Raw genomic sequence first — 20,656 nt, forward strand, 5'->3', positions numbered from 1 at the left:
TGTCTTTATATTACTTATCAGCCACTAATGCGCTGTTGGCGGATGGCTGTGTTCAATGTCTTCAGACTTCTTAGAGAAGCGGCGACGGATCACCACGAAGAACACAGGAACAAAGAAAATGGCTAGCGATGTCGCAGCGAACATACCACCGAGAACCCCTGTACCGACTGAGTTCTGAGAGGCTGAACCTGCACCATTACTAAACACTAGTGGGATAACACCTAACATAAATGCTAATGATGTCATCAGGATTGGCCGTAAACGCATCTTAACTGCATCCAGTGTCGCTTCAACTAACCCTTTCCCTTCTTTTTCCATTAGATCTTTGGCGAACTCAACAATCAAGATTGCGTTTTTCGCCGATAGCCCGATGGTTGTTAAGAGACCAACTTTAAAGTAAACGTCATTATCTAATCCACGCACGCTGGTAAAGAGTAGTGCACCGATAATCCCCAGTGGAACCACTAGCATAACGGAGAATGGTACAGACCAGCTTTCATACAGTGCGGCCAAACAGAGGAATACCACTATCAAGGAAATCGCATACAATGCAGGGGCTTGGTTACCTGCTAAACGCTCTTGATAGGACATACCCGTCCACTCATAACCAATACCTTCCGGTAGGTTTTCCGTGGTGAGTTTTTCCATTAATAGCATCGCATCACCCGTACTTTGTCCCGGTGCGGCTTGGCCCTGAATGTTCATTGAAGGTACCCCGTTATAACGCTCTAAACGTGGTGAACCAAACTTCCAAGGGTCTTTAGATTCGTCTAAGAAAGTAGAGAACGGAACCATTTTGCCTTGGTTATTACGAACATACAGATTGCTAATATCGGATGGCAACATACGACTTTCGGCATCACCTTGTACGTAAACTTTCTTAACACGACCACGGTCGATAAAGTCATTGACATAAGTTCCACCAAAGACGGAACTGAGTGTTGCGTTTATATCACTAATTGCGACACCTTGTGCCTGAGCTTTTTGTTGGTCAATGTAGATACGGTACTGTGAGGTATCATCTTGCCCGTTAGGACGAACACCTTGGAGCATTTCTGGATGCTGAGCGGCTAAACCGAGCAATTGGTTACGCGCTTGCATCAGTTTATCATGCCCTAAGTTAGCTTTATCCACTAACTCAAAGTCAAAACCATCTGCGGTACCTAACTCAACAATAGCGGGTAGGTTAAAGGCGTAAATCAGTGCCTCTTGTTTTTTGGACATCGCGATATTTGCGCGTTGTACAATCGCATCAACATGGTTTTCAGCACCTTTACGTTCGCTCCAGTTTTTCAGAACGATAAAGGCGAGACCCATATTTTGACCTTGACCAGCGAAACTAAAGCCTCCAACGGTAAAGACAGATTCAACATTATCTTTTTCGTCAGTATGATAATAGTTATTCACTTCATCCAATACGGCTTGTGTCTGTTCTTGTGTTGATCCTGGTGGTAATTGAACCATGGACAGGAATACACCTTGGTCTTCTGCGGGTAAGAAGGAAGACGGTAAACGAACAAACATAAATGCCATGCCAGCCACTAAAATGAGGTAAATCACAAGATAACGACCAGTGCCGTTAAGCATACGACTTACACTGTCTGTATAGTGGTGGGCTTGCTTTTCAAACGTTTTATTAAACCATCCAAAGAACCCTGTTTGGCTACCATGGCTGCCTTTTTCAATGGGCTTTAACATTGTTGCACACAGTGCTGGCGTTAAGATCATTGCGACCAGTACTGATAGGATCATGGACGATACAATGGTAATGGAGAACTGACGGTAAATAGCCCCCGTAGAACCACCAAAGAAGGCCATTGGGACAAATACCGCAGACAGAACCATTGCAATACCGACTAATGCACCTTGGATTTGACCCATTGATTTTTTGGTCGCTTCTTTCGGTGATAAGCCTTCTTCTTGCATAACACGTTCAACGTTCTCGACAACAACGATGGCGTCATCAACGAGTAGACCGATGGCGAGTACCATCGCGAACATGGTCAAGGTGTTTATCGAATAACCAAATGCCGATAAGATGGCAAATGTCCCCAGCAATACGACTGGAACGGCAATCGTTGGGATCAATGTGGCGCGAATGTTCTGAAGGAACAAATACATAACCACAACAACTAACATGATTGCTTCAACTAACGTTTTAACAACCTCGTTAATCGAGATTTTAACGAATGGCGTTGTATCGTATGGGTAAACAATTTCTAACCCTTGAGGGAAGAACGGTTTCATCTCATCGAGTGCAGCACGCACGTTGTTAGACGTATCTAACGCGTTCGCCCCTGTCGCTAGTTTGATACCGATACCCGCGGCTGGTTTGCCGTTAAAACGCGCAATCGTACTGTAGTTTTCCGCACCTAATTGAACGTCAGCAACATCTTTAATACGAACTTGCGAACCATCTTGGTTAACACGTAGTAAGATATTGGAGAACTCTTCTGCATTGTTTAAGCGCGTCTGTGCAATGATTGAGACGTTTAAACGTTGGTTTGCAATTGACGGTGACCCACCGAGCTGTCCAGCTGCAACTTGGTTATTCTGAACCTTGATTGCATTAATGACGTCGGTTGTTGTCATGTTGTATTTAACCAGTTGCTCGGGTTTCAACCAAATACGCATTGCATATTGGGTACCGAATAACTGTGTTTCACCCACACCATTTACACGGCTTAATGGGTCTTTAATGTTCGAACCAACGTAGTCGGCAATGTCATATTGGCCCATCGAGCCATCGTTAGACACGAAACCGGCAACCATCAAGAACGAACTTGTTGATTTATCAACACTGATACCTTGCTGCTGAACTTCTTGTGGCAGCAATGGCATCGCCAATTGCAGTTTATTTTGCACCTGTACTTGTGCGATATCGCCATCAGTTCCTGCTTCAAAGGTCAACGTAATTCTTGCAGAACCAGATGAGTCACTGTCCGATGACATATATACTAAGTTATCGATACCGTTCATGTTCTGTTCGATAACCTGAGTTACTGTGTTTTGTACCGTCTCGGCATCCGCTCCCGGATAGTTAGCTGAAATAGAAACAGCTGGCGGTGCGATAGTCGGGTACTGAGAAACTGGTAACTGGATAATTGCCAACAGACCAGCAAGCATGGTGATAATCGCAATTACCCACGCAAAAATTGGTCTTTCTATAAAAAACTTAGGCATTAATCAGCCGCTCCCTTATTTAGACTTTTCTTCAGGTTTAGCCTGATTGTCTATGGATTGCGTTTCTAAGTTTGCTTCCTTAGGATTCACAACAATTCCTGGTTTGATTTTCTGTAAGCCAATGACGACAACGCGATCACCTGCTTGTAGGCCATCTTTAATCAGCCATTTGTTGCCAACTGCTTGTCCAGCTTTAACCGTTCTGACTTCAATTTTATTCTCTGCGCCAACAACCATGACTTGAGAAGTACCTTGAGCAGTACGAGATAACCCTTGCTGAGGAACCAAAATTGCATTTTCAACAACGCCATCTTCTAAAATTGCACGGACAAACATTCCTGGAAGTAACTCTTTGTTCGGATTAGGGAAAACGGCTCTCATCGTGATGGAACCCGTGGTTTCATCAACGGTGACATCAGAGAACTCGAGTACACCTTTTTGTGCGTATTCTTGGCCATTGTTATTGATTAAACTAACAGGCGCTTGACCAGATTCTTTTAGCACAGCTCCTTTCGCTATCTCATTTTTTAGACGTAGGAAATCTTCGCTTGATTGCGTTACGTCAACATAGATAGGGTCAAGTTGCTGCACACGCATTAATTCGGTCGCTTGGCCTGCTGAGACTAATGCGCCTTCAGTCACATTCGATTTACCAGTACGGCCACTGATTGGCGCAGTCACTTTGGTATAGTTCAGGTTGATACGTGCCGTTTCAACAGCTGCTTCCGCTGCTTTGACGGCAGCAAGTGCTTGAGCATAGGTTGAAGTCGCTTGGTCGTATTCTTGCTGACTAATGTAGTTCGTTCCTAACAATGGTTTATAACGCTTCACCGTCAGGGCCGCGATATTTGCATTGGCTTGCGCTTTTGCAAGTTCTGCTTTTGCACTGTCATAGGTTGCTTGGAAAGGCGCGGGATCAATTTGATACAACGATGTTCCCGCTTCTACGTCGCTACCTTCTTTATAGTTCCTTTTTAAAATGATGCCGCTCACTTGTGGGCGAACCTCGGCAACGCGGAATGCAGATGTACGGCCTGGTAACTCGGTCTTGAGAGTCAGAGGTTCGGCTTTCAGCGTAACAATTCCTACTTCAGGCGCCGGGCGTTCTCCGCCACCTTGTTGTTCTTCGTTACAACCTGACAAAGCTAAGCCACCTGAAAGAACCAACAGGGCCAGAGGTAACACCCCTCTGTTTTTTCGCATAAGTTAACCTCAATTAATCAATATGAGTTCAAAACAAAAATAAGAAAAATAGTAAACAATATGATTTATCACTATGCTATAGTACAAACATACACGAATGTATGTAAATCAGCTTTCGATAGAAACGGGTCACAATGGCACGAAAAACTAAACAACAGGCTGAAAAAACCCGCCAGGAAATAATAGAGGCTGCGATCAAAACATTCTCTGAGCGAGGGGTTTCAGCCACATCATTAGCCGATATTGCACAAGCAGCGGGGGTAACCCGAGGTGCAATATATTGGCATTTTAAAAATAAAGTTGATCTCTTTTATCAAGCTTGTGAGTTTGGTGATAACCAAATAATCCAAGCTGAAGAATATTATCGTTCTAAATATACCAATGATCCACTTTCAATACTAAGAGAATTATTAGTTTTTATTTTAACCGATTTTATCGATAACCCCAAAAATCGTGCGCTGATAGAAATTGTCTTTTCAAAATGTGAATTAGTGGGTGAAATGGCGGAATTAGTCGAGTTTAAACGAACTAATTATGCAGCCAGTCAGTGCCGTATCGTTGATATTTTGCAAACCTGTATTGATGCAGGGCAATTGCCGCCAGACCTTAATGTTGAATGTGCAGCCATCATGATCCGTTCATTAGTCTCAGGTTTATTAGAAAACTGGTTATTACAATCCGATGATTTTAATATAAATCAACATACGATAACATTGGTAGATACACTATTAGAGACGTTAAAGTGTAATCCAGCAATACGCCTTAACCCCACTCAAATAAAATAGATCGGAGTAACAGATGTCATCTATCCTAATTATCGCGAATGGCGCACCTTATGGTAGCGAAACGTTATTTAACTCATTGCGCCTCGCTATCACGCTAAAAGAACAAAATTCAGATTTAGATTTAAAAATTTTCTTAATGTCTGACGCCGTCTCGGCGGGTTTAGCTGCTCAAAAACCGAAAGAAGGCTACAACCTTCAGCAAATGTTAGAAATTTTAACCGCTCAAGGTGTTCCTGTTAAATTATGTAAAACATGCACAGATGCACGTGGCATCAGTGAGTTAACTTTGGCTGATGGTGTGGAAGTTGGCACGTTAGTTGAGTTGGCTAGCTGGACATTAACATCAGATAAAGTCTTAACATTCTAATATGTTGGTTTAGAATATCAGCCTAACTGTATGTGCTGGTAGCGAGTTGCCAGCACTTTCTTTTAATTAACGTCTGAGCAACAATATCAGAAATGATATGGGTGGGCATAAAGGTATTATGATGGCAAAACAACAAAGGATAGAGCGGTATTTTATTAGCGCTGTGTTGTTACTCGCAATGATATTTTTTTCTTACTCTGCATTTGCTATAACCCCCAATAACCTACCCAGTAAAAACGATATTAAAAATTCACTCACTGCATTAAGTAAAAAAAGTACCTTAAGTGAAGAAGACAAATTGGTGCGTGGGGACTTGGAAAAAACAGCCGATTTTTATAATGAGTTGGATAAATTAGAGCAAAGAACAGAAGAACTGCAAAAGAAACTCAATCGGACCAATGAAGAATCAAGAATTGCTATTCAAGGTTTGCAACAAATCAGAAATGACAGCCAACAACAAGCTTCACAATTTGCAGAAAAGATAAAAAATAGTTCACTCTCTCAATTGGAAACGCTACAAGCAACCTATCTAGAAAACCTACAATCAGAACAAAACGACCTTGCGACCTATAATAGTCAACTTATCGGTTTGCAAACCCAGCCAGAACGAGCGCAGGCAATGATGTTGGATAATGCGCGGCGATTGCAAGAAATACGCAATGAACTTAATAGCACACTCAATGATTCAGTAAGCTTGCGACCTTCGCAAGTTGATATGCTACAAATTGAACAATATCTTTTGCAGCAACAAAATGAATATCAAAAACGTATTTTACAAACGAATACCCAATTACAGGACGTTCTGCAAAAACAACGTGATTATACGGCTGCGTACATTGTGCAGCTTGAAGATCAAGTTCAACAGTTACAAGCTGCTATTAGCAATCGTCGCCTCGATGATTCTCAATCGACAGTACGCGAAGCATTAAATACCTCTGAGGCGGATATCCAAGCGCAACAAAATCCGATTATAAAAAAAGAAATTGCGATAAATAATGCGCTGAGTGACAGGTTGATCCAAGTGACCGAAGAGAGCAACAAGCTGGTACAAAACGGCATCCGAGTAAAAGCGTGGTTAGAAAGAGCAACCCAGTCAGAGCGCAACTTAAAAGAGCAAATTAACGTTTTGCGTGGTAGTTTGTTGTTATCTCGTATCTTATTTCAGCAGCAAATTGATTTACCACCGGACATTTTAACCAAAAATCTGCCCGTAACCATTGCCGATTTGCGCCTTGAACAATTTGATATTAATCAACAGCGTGATGCGTTGTACCAACCTAATGATTACATTTTGGGTTTAGAGAGCCAGTTGGCCGTCAAAAGCGGGGAAGAGCAGGGCAATGATTCATTATTATCAAAGGAGGATAAAGCGGCCCTCACTAAACTTTTGGATGTTAGGCGTGGGCTGTTAGATGAACTGAATCAGCAGTTGGGGGGGCAAATATCTCAAGCGATTAATTTACAGCTAGATCAAAACCAATTGTTGAGTGTGGTAAGTTCCCTTGAAAATACCTTAGCTCAACAAATATTTTGGGTAAATAGTAATAAGCCGATGGATTTGGAATGGGTTAAAACATTCCCCGAAGCGGCGGCAGCTCAAATCAGCCGTTTTGATTTTAGTTTATCGTCCCGTAGTATTCAGCGCGGGCTAACGAATTCACTGTTAGTGGTGATCCCACTGGTATTGATAGCGGTGATTTTTATCTGGTTTCATCGCAAAATTAATCGACGTTTACAAGAGATTGACCAACGCTTATCGAGCTTACGTAATGACAGCGTGCTCAGTACACCGATTGCGCTATTGCTGACATTGATGCAAACTTTGCCTATCTCATTGTTGTTATTAGCGATAGGGTATTGGTTCTTAAAAACAGGTAATGCTCAGGGACCATTCTTTTGGCAATTTTGCCAACAGCTTGCCATTTTTTGGGCTCTATTTGAGTTCACATTCCGTATCTTGAAGCCTCAAGGTATTGCTCAGAAGCATTTTGGAATAGAAAAAGAAACGATATTACAAACCCGTCGTCGTATGTCGCGATTGTCCATTCCACTGATTCCATTAATCTTTTTTTCAACGTATGGTGTGATCAACCCGCTAAAAGTCTCAGAAGATGTGATTGGGCAATTAATTGTATTTGTTTCACTGTTTTTACTGTGTATTTTTACTGTGCCATTTTGCAAACATGTTTGGCAAGAGAAAGGCAGCCATTTAACACGGACGATAGTGATCACGCTATTGACCTTCTCCCCGCTTATTTTAGTCGGGCTGATGATGGCGGGGTATTATTACACCACGCTGCGCTTAGCAAACCGTTGGCTTGATAGCTTGTATTTATTATTGCTTTGGTACATCACATACAGTACTTGTTTGCGCGGCTTGACGCTGGTAGCTCGCAAATTGGCATACCAACGCGCAGTGGAACGTCGTGAAGCATTAAGGCAAGAAAGGCAAGAACAGCAGGAAGACGCTGAAAATGAGCCAATCAAAGAACCGCCGATGACCATTGAGTTAATCAGCCAGCAATCTTTACGCCTAACAACGATGGTACTGTTTATCATTTTTGCACTGGCATTTTATGGTATTTGGTCTGATTTTATTACGATTTTCTCGTTTTTGGATAGTGTGGAACTGTGGCGCTATGCCGATGTTTCCCCTGAAGGTAGTAATATCCTTCGATCCGTGACATTGGCAAATCTTATTTTAGCGGCGGTGATTATTATTGTTGCGTGGGTGATGACGCGTAATCTACCCGGGCTGTTAGAAGTACTGGTTTTATCAAGGCTTAAATTGAGGCAAGGATCAACCTATGCAATTACCACAATACTGACTTATATTATTGTTGGCATTGGGGCAATTGCCTCGCTTGGCATGATAGGTGTGACTTGGAACAAGCTACAATGGTTAGCTGCGGCTTTAACGGTTGGGTTAGGGTTTGGTTTACAAGAAATTTTTGCAAACTTTGTCTCGGGGATCATTCTTCTATTCGAAAGGCCGATCCGTATTGGTGATACGGTAACCATTGGGACATATTCAGGTACTGTTAGCAAAATTCGTATTCGTGCGACAACGATTGTCGATTTCGATCGTAAAGAAGTGATCATCCCCAATAAGGCTTTTGTGACAGAACGGCTGATCAACTGGTCTCTTTCAGATACCGTCACGCGGATCACCATTTCGCTAGGCGTCGCATACGGCTCAGATCTGGATAAAGTGAAACGCGTATTGCTTTTAGCGGCGACCAGTAATAGCAAAGTGATGACTGAGCCTGCTCCGAGTGTCTATTTCACTACATTTGGCGCGAGTACATTAGATCATGAACTGCGCTTCTATGTGCGCCAAATTGGTGATCGTAGCGTGACCAGTGATGAGGTGAATCGAGCAATAGATAGACTGTGTAGAGAAAACGGCATTGATATCGCCTTTAATCAGCTAGAAGTTCACCTGCACAATAATAAAGGGGAAGAGATACAGGAAGTGCAACGCTCCCCGAAACAAAACGGTCAAGAAAGCGAAAAATAATTAGGGTTCTTCAAAGCAAGTGATTGCTACCGCTTGCTTTTGTTGTTTTAAAATATAATCATTTTTAACAATATCAAGGGCTTTAAGAACAATATCAGTGTCGATATCTGAGGTTTCTAATAAATAAATTAAGTCAACGGCCAGTTGTGTTTCGAGAGGGGCGTCTTTAAGTGAGTCCATTCGTACTCCTTTTTACTTTGTGTATATTGTTATTCAATGTATTGATTTTCTTTATGTTCTATCGCTTTTTCAATGCGTAAAAGAGCTTGGCGGCAACGGTACAAACGACCTGCTAATGTCGCAAGATCTTTTTGGCATTGGTGTTGCAAACGGGAGTCCGTTAGCGTGGATAGCTGGAGCTCTTTTTCACTGACCATGGCTTGTAAACGGCGCTCATAATCTTGGTGTTGTGATAAACGTTCATATAAATCAATCTGTTCCTTTTTCTTAGTAAAGGATGATTCCTTTTCACGTAATGATTGAGTTGAAATTTCGCGGGAAATCGCCTGTATTTGGTGAACAATTTTTTCGGTAAGGAAATTCACTTGTTCTGTGTGGTTGAGCGTGACACTATGGCACAGTTGTTGGTAAAGGTTATTTAACTCTTTTTGGCAGTCCACTAAGCGCGTTGATTTATGGCTAAACAATTGCATATCAAAACGGGAATGGGAAAATTCGTTATCTTTAATGGGAGCAATACGGGTATCTAGCTCGTCAATTTGTTTTTTTAACGCATCTAATAAAGCTGGTATTTTCATTTTTTGTTCCCATTAAATGTGAAAAATCGCGTATAATTGATATTCAGCAACAAAACTCACTGCAAATAGACGGCTGCTTATTGCATTTTTATGGTACTTTACATAGATTCTACACTTTCGTGTTTACTACATGGCTTTTATTATGACCGCTAAAGAGCAACAACTGCAATTGATTAAAGAAAGTATCGCATCTATTCAAGATTATCCCATTAAAGGTGTGATCTTCCGTGACATTACGACTTTGTTAAATAATCCTGCTGCATATCAAGCAACAATTGATATGTTAGTTGAACATTATCAAAACAAAGGTGTCACTAAAATTGTAGGCACTGAAGCGCGTGGTTTTCTATTCGGCGCACCAGTAGCATTACGTTTAGGCGTCGGATTTGTTCCTGTTCGTAAAAAAGGGAAATTACCGCGTGAAGTATTAAGTATGACTTACGATCTTGAGTATGGCACTGACACACTTGAGATCCACAAAGACAGTATTTGCCCTGAAGATAACGTGCTAGTAGTTGATGATCTGCTGGCAACAGGGGGAACGATTGAAGCGACTGTTAAAATGATCAAACAACTCGGCGCAAAAGTCGTTGAAGCAGCATTTATCATCAGCTTGCCTGATCTTGGTGGTGTTGAACGCTTACAAAAAGAAGGCGTTTCTTCATATAGCCTTGTTGAATTTCCGGGCCACTAATCGTTATTTTTCCCCTATTCCTATCACAGTCTCGCCGTAAGGGTTGAGGCTGTGATAGCATGTACTATGATTATATTTATTCACGTATCATGTTAAATTACTGTGGGAACCATGAGCTATCAGGTACTTGCCCGTAAGTGGCGACCTCAAAAATTTTCAGACGTTGTTGGTCAACAACATGTCTTGACTGCACTTGCTAATGGGTTGGCGCATCAGCGGCTTCATCACGCCTATCTTTTTTCGGGTACCCGAGGTGTTGGGAAAACCACGATAGCCCGTCTTTTTGCCAAAGGTCTTAATTGCGAAACGGGGATTACGGCAACTCCCTGTGGCCAGTGTGCAAACTGCCTCGAAATTGAACAAGGTCGCTTTGTTGACCTGATTGAAATTGATGCGGCCTCACGCACTAAGGTTGAAGATACTCGTGAATTATTGGATAACGTCCAATATGCTCCAGCGCGTGGACGCTTCAAAGTCTATTTGATTGACGAAGTCCACATGCTTTCTCGCCATAGTTTTAATGCGTTATTAAAAACCCTTGAAGAACCGCCTGAGCACGTTAAATTTTTATTGGCAACGACAGATCCACAAAAATTACCTGTGACGATTTTATCGCGCTGCTTACAGTTTCATCTGAAAGCATTGGATGTGACTCAAATCAGTGATCAGTTGGATGTGATCCTCAATGCTGAAAATATTGAGCATGATCTGCGCGCTCGCCAATTAATCGCCCGGGCTGCTGATGGTAGCTTGCGTGATGCTTTAAGCTTAACTGACCAAGCGATTGCGATGGGTCAAGGGAAAGTGACAGCGAGCGTGGTTAGCCAAATGTTAGGCACATTGGATGACGAACAGCCGCTAGCGATTATTGAAGCCCTCGTGAGAGCCGATAGCATTGCTGTGATGGCTCAAGTGGAGCAAGCGGCGAGTCGTGGAGCCGATTGGGAAAATTTATTAGTTGAAATTTTATCACAGTTACATCGTATCGCGATGATACAACTGCTGCCTGCGGAACAAGAAACTGACCCCTCGTCGACGGAAGGGCGTTTACGGCAAGTGGCTAGGGTGGTTTCCCCCGCTGATCTGCAACTTTTTTATCAAACACTGTTGGTGGGGAGAAAAGAGCTTCCGTATGCGCCTGAGCGGCGTATGGGCGTTGAAATGACGTTGTTGCGTGCGTTAGCTTTTCACCCAAAGCGTGTGATTGAAGACATTGAACCCCCTCCTAGAATGGTGCAGCAGACGACAGTTGCGAGTCAGCCCGCTGCTCAACAACGTGTTGCACCACAAATGCCACGTCCAGAAAATTTGCCAGATAACAGCCCAACAGCGCAATTGTTGAAAGCTAGGCAGGCGCTACAAGCACCACAAAGTGAGGATCCTAGCCCAAAAAAGGCTAAACCGGTGACGCCTGAAAGGGCTAAGCCGGCGGCATCAGCACTTGAACGGCTGGCCGCCGTGACCAGTAAACATCAAAAAAATGTGGAAAACCGAGCCTCTCAGCCTGCGAAACCGGAAAAACCGCAACAGTATCAGTGGAAGCCTCAGAACGCAGCCGCCATGGCTGAGAAAGAGGCGATAACAACGCCAAAGGAAATTAAAGAGGCGCTTGAATACGAGAAAACCCCTGAGCTGGCGGTGAAAATTATCGAAGAAGGACGCGAACGAGATAGTTGGTCAGGTAAAATTGCACAATTAAAAATTCCTAAGCTAGTTGAACAATTAGCTTTGAATTCATATATCGAAGAATTAAGTGAATCGCAAATTGTTTTGCATTTACGTTCTGCTCAGAAACACCTTGATAAACCAGCGGCTCATAAAGCCCTGGAAGAGGCTCTGAGCGAATTATATGGTCGTACTGTTGAACTGAAAATCGTTCACGATGATAATAGCGAGGTGAAAACCCCGCTGGAATGGCGACAGGCGATTTATGAAGAAAAGCTGGCGCAAGCTCGTCAGTCTATTATTGCGGATAAAACGATTCAAAAACTGCGCTCAATGTTTGATGCACAGTTGGATGAAGAGAGTATTCGCCCCGTTTAACGCTACAGTCTCATTATTAAGCTGTAGCCTCAGTTGTGAGAGATAACTATGTTTGGTAAAGGTGGATTGGGTAACCTGATGAAACAGGCCCAGCAAATGCAAGACAAAATGCAAAAAATTCAGGAAGAAATCGCCAACTTAGAAGCGACGGGTGAATCAGGCGCGGGTTTGGTCAAAGTCACTATTAATGGTTCACACAACTGCCGTCGCGTGGAAATTGATCCTAGCCTGCTCGAAGATGACAAAGAAATGCTGGAAGATTTAATCGCTGCGGCATTTAACGATGCAGCACGCCGCATTGAAGAAACACAGAAAGAAAAAATGGCGAGTGTTTCCAGCGGCATGCAATTACCGCCAGGCTTTAAGATGCCATTCTAATGCAAACCAGTCCGCTTCTTGAATCATTAATGGAAGCGCTGCGCTGCCTGCCTGGTGTCGGGCCAAAGTCAGCGCAGCGCATGGCTTTCCAGCTATTACAGCGTGACCGCAGTGGGGGGATGCGCTTAGCGCAGTCGCTCACACGCGCTATGTCTGAAATTGGTCATTGTCGTGATTGCCGAACATTTACCGAACAGGAAGTGTGCAATATTTGCAATAATCCTCGTCGCCAACAAAATGGGTTGATCTGTGTGGTGGAAAGCCCCGCGGATATCTATGCCATTGAGCAAACAGGCCAATTTTCAGGGCGCTATTTTGTGCTTATGGGGCACTTATCGCCACTGGATGGGATCGGCCCGATGGACATAGGCTTGGATAGGCTAGAAGAGCGTTTGGCAACGGAAACGATTGTTGAAGTGATTTTAGCCACCAACCCGACGGTGGAAGGTGAAGCGACGGCGAATTATATTGGGCAAATGTGCGCGCAATATGGGGTAGCTGCGAGTCGTATCGCGCATGGTGTGCCTGTCGGTGGGGAGTTGGAGTTAGTCGATAGTACGACGTTGTCTCATTCGCTCTCCGGCCGCCTTAAACTTTGATATCCTCGTCATACTTTGCACTGTAGCGTTGTTGTCTTCATGCGTTAACCCTAGTCACATAGTGGTGTATGCTCCTAGGGATTAACGCATTGACGCCTAGCTACAGCACAAATTATTTAGAGGATATGATTGGAGATGAGTAAAATTATTCCTTTCATTAACTACCTTTAAAATGATTGCGGTTGTTATTATTTTCTTTCTAATCATTGGCTTTTGAGTTTGAACAGCTAAATTTTTTATCCCTTTCGCTTGAATTTCTGTTTTTCGCCCCCAATTAATCTGCATCGATAAGTCAAACCTATCCAATTAGATTGATGAAATAGAGGCGATTAATGAGTATGAAAGGACAGGAAACACGTGGTTTCCAATCAGAAGTTAAACAACTCCTCCAATTAATGATCCACTCTCTTTATTCCAATAAAGAAATCTTCCTGCGTGAGCTTATCTCTAACGCATCTGATGCGGCAGATAAACTGCGTTTTCGTGCACTGTCTAAACCAGAACTATATGAAAATGATGGTGAACTACGTGTACGTATCAGCGCGGACAAAGACAAAGGTACGCTGACTATTAGTGATAATGGGATTGGGATGAGCCGTGACGAAGTGATTGACAACCTTGGGACAATCGCCAAATCAGGTACCAAAGCTTTCCTTGAAACATTAGGCAGTGACCAAGTCAAAGATAGCCAAATGATTGGCCAGTTTGGTGTGGGCTTCTACTCGGCATTTATTGTTGCCGATAAAGTCACTGTACGCAGCCGTGCGGCAGGTGCGCCAGAAAACGAAGGTGTTTTCTGGGAATCAGCGGGTGAGGGTGAATACACCATCGCCGATATTGAAAAAGCAGAGCGTGGTACTGAAATCACGTTACATCTGCGCGATGACGAAAAAGAATTCCTTGATAACTGGCGTTTACGTTCAGTGATCAGCAAATATTCAGATCATATTGCTCTGCCTGTTGAAATCGAAAACAAAAACGAAGAAGACGGTACGGTTACTTGGGAAAAAATTAACCAAGCAAAAGCGCTGTGGACACGCAGTAAATCTGAAATTTCAGACGAAGAATATGTTGAATTCTATAAGCATATTTCCCACGATTATGCAGACCCATTAACATGGACCCATAACCGTGTAGAAGGTAAGCAAGAATATACTAGCTTGTTGTATGTGCCTTCCAAAGCGCCTTTTGATTTATGGAATCGTGACCAACAACACGGCTTAAAACTGTATGTTCAGCGTGTATTTATTATGGATGATGCAGAGCAGTTTATGCCAAATTACCTGCGTTTCGTCCGTGGTGTATTGGATTCGAATGATTTACCGTTGAACGTGTCTCGTGAAATTTTACAAGACAGCGCCCTGACTCGCAGCTTACGTAGCGCGTTAACGAAACGTGTTCTGCAAATGTTGGAAAAACTGGCAAAATCAGATGCGGAAAAATACCAAACTTTCTGGCAGCAATTTGGTCTCGTCATGAAAGAAGGCCCCGCAGAAGATATGGCGAACAGCGAAACTATCGCGAAACTTCTGCGCTTTGCGACAACACATACCGATAGCAACTTACAAAACGTGTCGTTAGAAGAGTATGTGAGCCGTATGGTTGAAGGTCAGGATAAAATTTATTATATCACCGCAGATAGCTATGCGGCGGCGAAAGGTAGCCCTCACCTAGAATTGTTCCGCAAAAAAGGGATCGAAGTGCTTCTGTTATCTGACCGTATCGATGAATGGATGATGAACTATCTGTCTGAGTTTGATGGCAAACAGTTCCAATCCGTCAGTAAAGCGGATGAATCATTGGATAAATTAGCCGATGAAAACAAAGCAGAGCAAGAAGAAGCAGATAAACAACTTGAGCCGTTTGTTGAACGCGTGAAAACATTCTTGGGTGAGCGCGTTAAAGAGGTGAAATTAACTCATCGCTTAACGGATACGCCTGCGATTGTGACCACCAATGCCGATGAGATGAGCACGCAAATGGCAAAATTATTTGCCGCAGCAGGCCAAGCCGCGCCAGAGGTGAAATATAATTTTGAGCTCAACCCTGCACATCCATTGGTGAAAAAAGCCGCTGAGATCTCAGATGAATCTGTATTTGCGGATTGGGTGGATGTCTTGTTGGATCAAGCTTTACTGGCAGAACGCGGTACATTAGAAGATCCAAACCTATTTATACGAAAAATCAATGAATTACTTTTAAAGTAATTTAAAATTGTATTTTCGTTTTTGAACATATTCCACGCTTTTGCTTATGCTTTAGCGTGGTTTTTTTCTTTTGCGAAAAAAGATAAATGCGAAAACGTTTACGTGTGTTCTTGAGTAAAGCGCCATGCTAATGGTATGGTAGCGTGTTTTCTTTTCAAATTATAAAAAACTAAATAGCAAGGGGTTTACGCAATGCGTATCATTCTGCTGGGCGCTCCGGGCGCTGGTAAGGGCACTCAAGCTCAATTTATTATGGAGAAGTTTGGGATCCCACAAATTTCGACAGGTGACATGTTACGTGCAGCTGTTAAATCAGGGAGCGAGTTAGGTTTGCAAGCTAAAGAGCTGATGGACAATGGCAAATTAGTAACCGACGAATTAGTTATCGCACTGGTTAATGAGCGTATCAAACAAGATGATTGCCGTAACGGCTTCTTGTTGGATGGGTTCCCTCGCACAATCCCACAAGCGGATGCAATGAAAGAAGCCGGCATCACCGTTGATTATGTTTTAGAGTTCGACGTACCAGATGAAATCATCGTAGAACGTATCGTTGGTCGCCGTGTTCATGCACCATCAGGTCGTGTTTACCACATCAACTTCAATCCACCAAAAGTGGAAGGTAAAGATGATGTTACGGGTGAAGAGCTGACAATCCGTAAAGATGACCAAGAAGACACGGTGCGTAAGCGTTTGGTTGAATACCATGCGTTAACAGCACCATTAATCGCTTATTATCAAAATGAAGCGAAAGTGGGTAACACGCAATATTTTAAATTAGACGGTACTCGCAAAGTTGCACAAGTAAGTGCAGAGTTAGCAAAAATTCTAGGCTAATAATGACACATATCATACGCGAAATTACAGTATTGATAACTGAAATTCGAATTATTTAGAGTATGAATGTATCATGTGAAGGCAGCGAATATCGCTGCCTTTCTTTTTATCTCACTAGATGATAAAAATTGTTATTTAACTGTGGTAAAGTTGGGAATGATTATCAATTAGGAGCTGTTTCATGTCAGAAAAAAAAACCGGCATTCTGTTAGCTAATTTAGGAACCCCTGATGCCCCAACAAGCTCAGCAGTTAGACGTTATCTAGCCGAGTTTCTTAGTGATAAGCGCGTTATTGATGTACCGAGTTTGATTTGGAAACCAATCTTATACGGGGCAATTTTGCCTCTTCGTTCATCGAAAGTGGCGAAACTCTATCAATCAATTTGGCTGGACGATGGCTCACCTTTATTAGTCTACTCATTGCGTCAAAAGCAAAAATTAGCCGAATTGATGCCAAATATCCCTGTAGAAATTGGGATGAGCTATGGTTCGCCGTCAGTAAAAAGTGCGATTGATCGCTTAATGGATCAAGGTGTGAATGATTTAGTCGTGCTACCGTTATACCCACAATATTCCTGTACAACTACTGCGGCGGTGTATGATGCGATAACGAGAGCGTTTGATGGGCGACGAACGCTTCCTTCGGTGCGTTTTATTCGCAGTTATGCAACCCATCCTGCGTATATCCAAGCACTGGTTGCATCAATTGAAGAAAGTTTTGCCAAACATGGTGAACCGGATCGGCTGGTATTGTCATTCCACGGCATTCCTCAGCGTTATTGTGATACAGGGGATATTTACCAACAAGAATGTGAGCAAACGGCTCAGGCGCTGAGAGAAGCGCTGAATTATCCAAGTGAGAAGGTGTTGCTTACTTATCAATCACGTTTCGGTCGTGAACCTTGGTTGATGCCATACATGGATAAAACAATGCATGAACTCCCCTCACAAGGCGTAAACTCAGTTCAGGTTATTTGCCCCGGATTCTCGGTGGATTGCTTGGAAACATTAGAAGAAATTAGCGAACAAAATAAAGAATTTTTTATCAGTAGTGGGGGCAGTAAATATAATTACATAACGGCTTTAAATGATAGTCCAAATAGTATTCGTATGATTAATTTGATTATTCAAGATGAATTAAACTAGGGGATCTTTTAAATTAGCATCAAAAAGTTCTGTAATCGATATATCAAAATTTCAAATATAGACTATAATAACTTATCTGAAATTAAAAACTATTAAAGAATTGTTATGTCTTTTGGAATTAATATGAGCAATGAGCAGCCGCCACGAGAAAGTGTTGAGCAGAAGTCAAATTCTACTCAACAATTTCACATTCAGCAGAATGACGAAATTGATCTTATGGCGTTATTGAGCGTTTTATTAAAAAATAAATTATTAATCCTCATTTTTACGGCACTGTGTATCGCTTTGAGTGCCGGGATTGTCAAACTGCTCCCTCAAAAGTGGAGTAGTACAGCCATCGTTATCCCACCTACCTCAGAAAATATGAAGGAGGTGAATGCATTAAAAGCCCAATTGGATGCCTTGGAAATCCCAATTGACTTAACTTCTCAACGTATTTTTAATACCTTTATTGACCAATATCGTTCTAAGGTGAATCAAAGTAATTATGTAAAAAGTACAGAGTATTATCATAAGTTGGTTCAAACCGTTGAACCGAAAGATGATACCGTAGCGCAGCAGCGCTTAGTGAATCAAATCATTAACAACGATATTGAAATCCAAGACCAATCCAAAGAGAAAAACAGTACTTCAAGCGATATCGTTTTGACATTTACGGCATCACAACCCACAGAAGCCCAAGATTTATTGGAGGGTTATATTCGCTACAGTGCATCCAAGGTCAGAAATCAGATTAAAAATGAGATAGATAATACGATTTCTCAACAGCTTATCTTTGCTACTGAATCACTTAAGCGTGAAGTGAGCAAAATTCAAACTGAGTATGACGTTAAAGTCGAAAGGCTAAAGCGTGCGGTTGATATAGCGAAAGCGGCGGGTATTGAAAAGCCCATTGCCAGTGACTCTCAGGCGATTAACGATGACCCAGATTACCCCATTGCGCTAGGGGCAGAGGCGTTAGAAAAGAAACTATTGATTGAGACTCAAAATCGTGATTTAGCCTTGATGAGCGAAAACCTACAAAATCGCCAAATTTACATCAATGAAATTAATGAGCTTAAAAGCAAGGAGCTGGCATTTACACCAGTGACATTTATTCTACAACCGGATTTGCCTTTGAGCAAAGATTCGCCTAAATCTGCATTAATTGTGGCATTAAGCGCCATTCTCGGGTTAATTTTAAGCTGTGCATTTGTATTAAGCCGCGAGCTATATCGAGATTATAAATTGCAAAATCAGTAAGCTCGCATTACAAAAGACAAACGATGAAGCCAGTATCTTCTTTGAAGGTGCTGGCTTTATTATATCGTGCTAGAATAGCGCGATGTTCCACTGTTAATCTTCTTATTATGAAATTCCCCGGTCAGCGTAAGTCAAAACACTATTTCCCTGTTAGTCTCAGAGACCCACTTTTACAGCCACTAAAAGAGACATTGGCTGATAACGAGAACTGTAAATCTTATATTGTGGGGATTGATCAAACCCTCGTTGATATTGAAGCAAAAGTGGATGACGATTTTATTCAACGTTATCAACTTAGCAAAGGGCATTCATTAGTTATTGATGATGATATGGCCGAGGCGCTATATATAGAATTAACGGATAATGCGTTGATTACCCATGAGTTTGCAGGTGGAACAATCGGCAATACGTTACATAACTATTCTGTGTTAGCAGATGATAGGTCGGTGTTGTTGGGCACAATGTGTAATAACATTCAAATTGGTAGCTATGCTTATCGCTACCTGTGCCATACTTCAAGCCGTATGGATCTTAACTATCTACAAGGTGTTGATGGACCTATTGGTCGATGTTTTACATTGATAACTGAAAATGGAGAACGGACATTTGCCATTAGCCCTGGTCATATGAACCGTCTGCATCCCATGAGTATTCCAGAGGATATTATTGCAGGGGCGTCGGCGTTAGTTTTAACCGCGTATTTAGTGCGCTGCAAACCGGGCGAAACTATGCCTGATGCGACAATGCAAGCAATCACTTATGCGAAAAAACATAATGTCCCAGTTGTTCTAACACTTGGAACCAAATTTGTGATAGCCCAAGATCCACAATTTTGGCGTGATTTCCTTGCGGAACATATTTCAGTCGTTGCCATGAATGAAGATGAAGCGCAAGAGTTGACAGGCCTAAGTGATCCGTTATTAGCCTCGAATATGGCACTTGATTGGGTTGACTTGGTGCTTTGCACCGCTGGTCCATCAGGGTTGTATATGGCGGGGTATACTGAAGAGCGTTACAAACGCACTACGCAACATCCATTATTACCTGGAGCAATAGCTGAATTCAATTTATATGAATTTAGTCGCGCTATGCGCCAGCAAGATTGCCAAGTACCGCTACGGATATTTTCACATATTGAACCCTATATGGGGGGACCTGAAAAAATCATGAATACTAACGGGGCTGGTGATGGTGCTTTATCTGCGTTATTGCATGATATTACAGCAAATTCTTACCATCGTTCAAATGTTCCTAACTCCAGTAAACATGAACGTCAATATTTAACTTATTCTTCATTAGCTCAAGTTTGTAAATATGCAAATCGAGTTAGCTATCAAGTGCTCACACAACATTCACCACGGTTAACTCGTGGGCTTCCGGAAAAAGAAGACAGTTTAGAAGAGGCTTATTGGGAGCGTTAAATAATCATATTTAGATTGTAATTTGTACAATTTAAAAATAAGTAATATAAAAAACAGGTTAATGTCGATATAGATATTAACCTGTTTTTTATATGCCCAATATAGCTATATCATTTATAAGTTAATAAAAGAATAAACTTAATTTGCGAGTAAGTTAGTGCTCCATTACTGACAATAAGTAATTAACTAGGTACATATCTATTGAATATTAAAATTGGACGAAAATAATATCACCAATGATGATAAATAATAAAAAACTGCATCCGAGATTA

Annotated in this window: 16 protein-coding genes; 12 read left to right on the top strand and 4 right to left on the bottom strand. The window is 42.1% G+C overall.

Going from position 1 to position 20,656, the window contains the following annotated elements:
- Positions 1-24 precede the first annotated feature (24 nt).
- Together AB6N04_RS02030 and AB6N04_RS02035 are read right to left on the bottom strand one after the other, a co-directional pair.
- A complete protein-coding gene (locus AB6N04_RS02030) occupies positions 25-3,183 on the bottom strand; it encodes an efflux RND transporter permease subunit (protein ID WP_369310261.1) in 3,159 nt (1,052 codons plus the stop codon).
- Positions 3,184-3,198: 15 nt separating this feature from the next.
- Positions 3,199-4,386, bottom strand: a complete 1,188-nt coding sequence (locus AB6N04_RS02035) for an efflux RND transporter periplasmic adaptor subunit (RefSeq protein WP_369310262.1) — start codon at positions 4,384-4,386, stop codon at positions 3,199-3,201.
- Between the two features lie 134 nt (positions 4,387-4,520).
- Here AB6N04_RS02035 and acrR point away from each other — a divergent pair, with 134 nt between their 5' ends.
- The 3 genes from acrR to mscK all read left to right on the top strand — a co-directional run bounded on the left by acrR (position 4,521) and on the right by mscK (position 9,058).
- On the top strand, positions 4,521-5,171 hold the full coding sequence (gene acrR, locus AB6N04_RS02040) for a multidrug efflux transporter transcriptional repressor AcrR (protein ID WP_369310263.1): 651 nt from the start codon (positions 4,521-4,523) through the stop codon (positions 5,169-5,171).
- Between the two features lie 13 nt (positions 5,172-5,184).
- Positions 5,185-5,538, top strand: coding sequence for a DsrE/DsrF/TusD sulfur relay family protein (locus AB6N04_RS02045; protein WP_369310264.1), 354 nt, complete (start codon positions 5,185-5,187; stop codon positions 5,536-5,538).
- A gap of 121 nt (positions 5,539-5,659) precedes the next feature.
- Positions 5,660-9,058, top strand: coding sequence for a mechanosensitive channel MscK (gene mscK / locus AB6N04_RS02050; RefSeq protein WP_369310265.1), 3,399 nt, complete (start codon positions 5,660-5,662; stop codon positions 9,056-9,058).
- On the opposite strand, the gene AB6N04_RS02055 is transcribed toward mscK, so the two are convergent.
- Positions 9,059-9,238 (bottom strand): DUF2496 domain-containing protein, encoded by a 180-nt coding sequence (locus AB6N04_RS02055; RefSeq protein ID WP_369310266.1) that lies wholly within the window; start codon positions 9,236-9,238, stop codon positions 9,059-9,061. It lies immediately after the preceding gene.
- 29 nt (positions 9,239-9,267) lie between these two features.
- A complete protein-coding gene (gene priC / locus AB6N04_RS02060; RefSeq protein ID WP_369310267.1) occupies positions 9,268-9,816 on the bottom strand; it encodes a primosomal replication protein PriC in 549 nt (182 codons plus the stop codon).
- Positions 9,817-9,958: 142 nt separating this feature from the next.
- Here priC and apt point away from each other — a divergent pair, with 142 nt between their 5' ends.
- From apt to AB6N04_RS02105, 9 genes are all read left to right on the top strand, one after another.
- Positions 9,959-10,510 carry an adenine phosphoribosyltransferase gene (gene apt / locus AB6N04_RS02065; RefSeq protein ID WP_369310268.1) on the top strand — a complete coding sequence of 184 codons (552 nt, stop codon included), beginning with the start codon at positions 9,959-9,961 and terminating at the stop codon, positions 10,508-10,510.
- Between the two features lie 111 nt (positions 10,511-10,621).
- Positions 10,622-12,553 carry a DNA polymerase III subunit gamma/tau gene (gene dnaX, locus AB6N04_RS02070; protein WP_369310269.1) on the top strand — a complete coding sequence of 644 codons (1,932 nt, stop codon included), beginning with the start codon at positions 10,622-10,624 and terminating at the stop codon, positions 12,551-12,553.
- 48 nt (positions 12,554-12,601) lie between these two features.
- Entirely contained in the window at positions 12,602-12,931 is a 330-nt protein-coding gene (locus tag AB6N04_RS02075) for a YbaB/EbfC family nucleoid-associated protein (RefSeq protein ID WP_369310270.1), read from the top strand.
- Complete coding sequence (recR, locus tag AB6N04_RS02080) at positions 12,931-13,530, top strand: recombination mediator RecR (RefSeq protein ID WP_369310271.1); 600 nt, start codon at positions 12,931-12,933, stop codon at positions 13,528-13,530. Before AB6N04_RS02075 ends, recR begins: the two co-directional genes overlap by 1 nt.
- Positions 13,531-13,862: 332 nt before the next feature.
- The gene (htpG, locus tag AB6N04_RS02085; protein ID WP_369310272.1) at positions 13,863-15,737 is read left to right on the top strand and encodes a molecular chaperone HtpG; all 1,875 of its coding nucleotides are present in this window, start codon (positions 13,863-13,865) and stop codon (positions 15,735-15,737) included.
- Positions 15,738-15,929: 192 nt separating this feature from the next.
- Positions 15,930-16,574: an adenylate kinase gene (adk, locus tag AB6N04_RS02090; protein WP_369310273.1), complete on the top strand. Its 645-nt coding sequence runs from the start codon at positions 15,930-15,932 to the stop codon at positions 16,572-16,574.
- Positions 16,575-16,755: 181 nt separating this feature from the next.
- On the top strand, positions 16,756-17,721 hold the full coding sequence (gene hemH, locus AB6N04_RS02095; protein ID WP_369310274.1) for a ferrochelatase: 966 nt from the start codon (positions 16,756-16,758) through the stop codon (positions 17,719-17,721).
- Positions 17,722-17,844: 123 nt separating this feature from the next.
- On the top strand, positions 17,845-18,963 hold the full coding sequence (gene wzz(fepE) / locus AB6N04_RS02100) for an LPS O-antigen length regulator Wzz(fepE) (protein ID WP_369310275.1): 1,119 nt from the start codon (positions 17,845-17,847) through the stop codon (positions 18,961-18,963).
- Positions 18,964-19,070: 107 nt separating this feature from the next.
- Positions 19,071-20,384, top strand: coding sequence for an inosine/guanosine kinase (locus tag AB6N04_RS02105; protein WP_369310276.1), 1,314 nt, complete (start codon positions 19,071-19,073; stop codon positions 20,382-20,384).
- The last annotated feature ends 272 nt before the right edge of the window (positions 20,385-20,656 follow it).

It is taken from the genome of Providencia rettgeri (assembly GCF_041075285.1).
Taxonomy (GTDB): domain Bacteria; phylum Pseudomonadota; class Gammaproteobacteria; order Enterobacterales; family Enterobacteriaceae; genus Providencia; species Providencia rettgeri_G.

Excerpts from the sequence above, each read along its gene's own strand:
- recR (WP_369310271.1), top strand. The coding sequence starts at position 12,931 with ATGCAAACCAGTCCGCTTCTTGAATCATTAATGGAAGCGCTGCGCTGC.
- hemH (WP_369310274.1), top strand. The coding sequence starts at position 16,756 with ATGTCAGAAAAAAAAACCGGCATTCTGTTAGCTAATTTAGGAACCCCT.
- AB6N04_RS02045 (WP_369310264.1), top strand. The coding sequence starts at position 5,185 with ATGTCATCTATCCTAATTATCGCGAATGGCGCACCTTATGGTAGCGAA.
- AB6N04_RS02055 (WP_369310266.1), bottom strand. The coding sequence starts at position 9,238 with ATGGACTCACTTAAAGACGCCCCTCTCGAAACACAACTGGCCGTTGAC.
- acrR (WP_369310263.1), top strand. The coding sequence starts at position 4,521 with ATGGCACGAAAAACTAAACAACAGGCTGAAAAAACCCGCCAGGAAATA.
- apt (WP_369310268.1), top strand. The coding sequence starts at position 9,959 with ATGACCGCTAAAGAGCAACAACTGCAATTGATTAAAGAAAGTATCGCA.
- AB6N04_RS02075 (WP_369310270.1), top strand. The coding sequence starts at position 12,602 with ATGTTTGGTAAAGGTGGATTGGGTAACCTGATGAAACAGGCCCAGCAA.
- htpG (WP_369310272.1), top strand. The coding sequence starts at position 13,863 with ATGAGTATGAAAGGACAGGAAACACGTGGTTTCCAATCAGAAGTTAAA.
- adk (WP_369310273.1), top strand. The coding sequence starts at position 15,930 with ATGCGTATCATTCTGCTGGGCGCTCCGGGCGCTGGTAAGGGCACTCAA.
- AB6N04_RS02030 (WP_369310261.1), bottom strand. The coding sequence starts at position 3,183 with ATGCCTAAGTTTTTTATAGAAAGACCAATTTTTGCGTGGGTAATTGCG.
- AB6N04_RS02105 (WP_369310276.1), top strand. The coding sequence starts at position 19,071 with ATGAAATTCCCCGGTCAGCGTAAGTCAAAACACTATTTCCCTGTTAGT.
- dnaX (WP_369310269.1), top strand. The coding sequence starts at position 10,622 with ATGAGCTATCAGGTACTTGCCCGTAAGTGGCGACCTCAAAAATTTTCA.
- AB6N04_RS02035 (WP_369310262.1), bottom strand. The coding sequence starts at position 4,386 with ATGCGAAAAAACAGAGGGGTGTTACCTCTGGCCCTGTTGGTTCTTTCA.
- mscK (WP_369310265.1), top strand. The coding sequence starts at position 5,660 with ATGGCAAAACAACAAAGGATAGAGCGGTATTTTATTAGCGCTGTGTTG.
- priC (WP_369310267.1), bottom strand. The coding sequence starts at position 9,816 with ATGAAAATACCAGCTTTATTAGATGCGTTAAAAAAACAAATTGACGAG.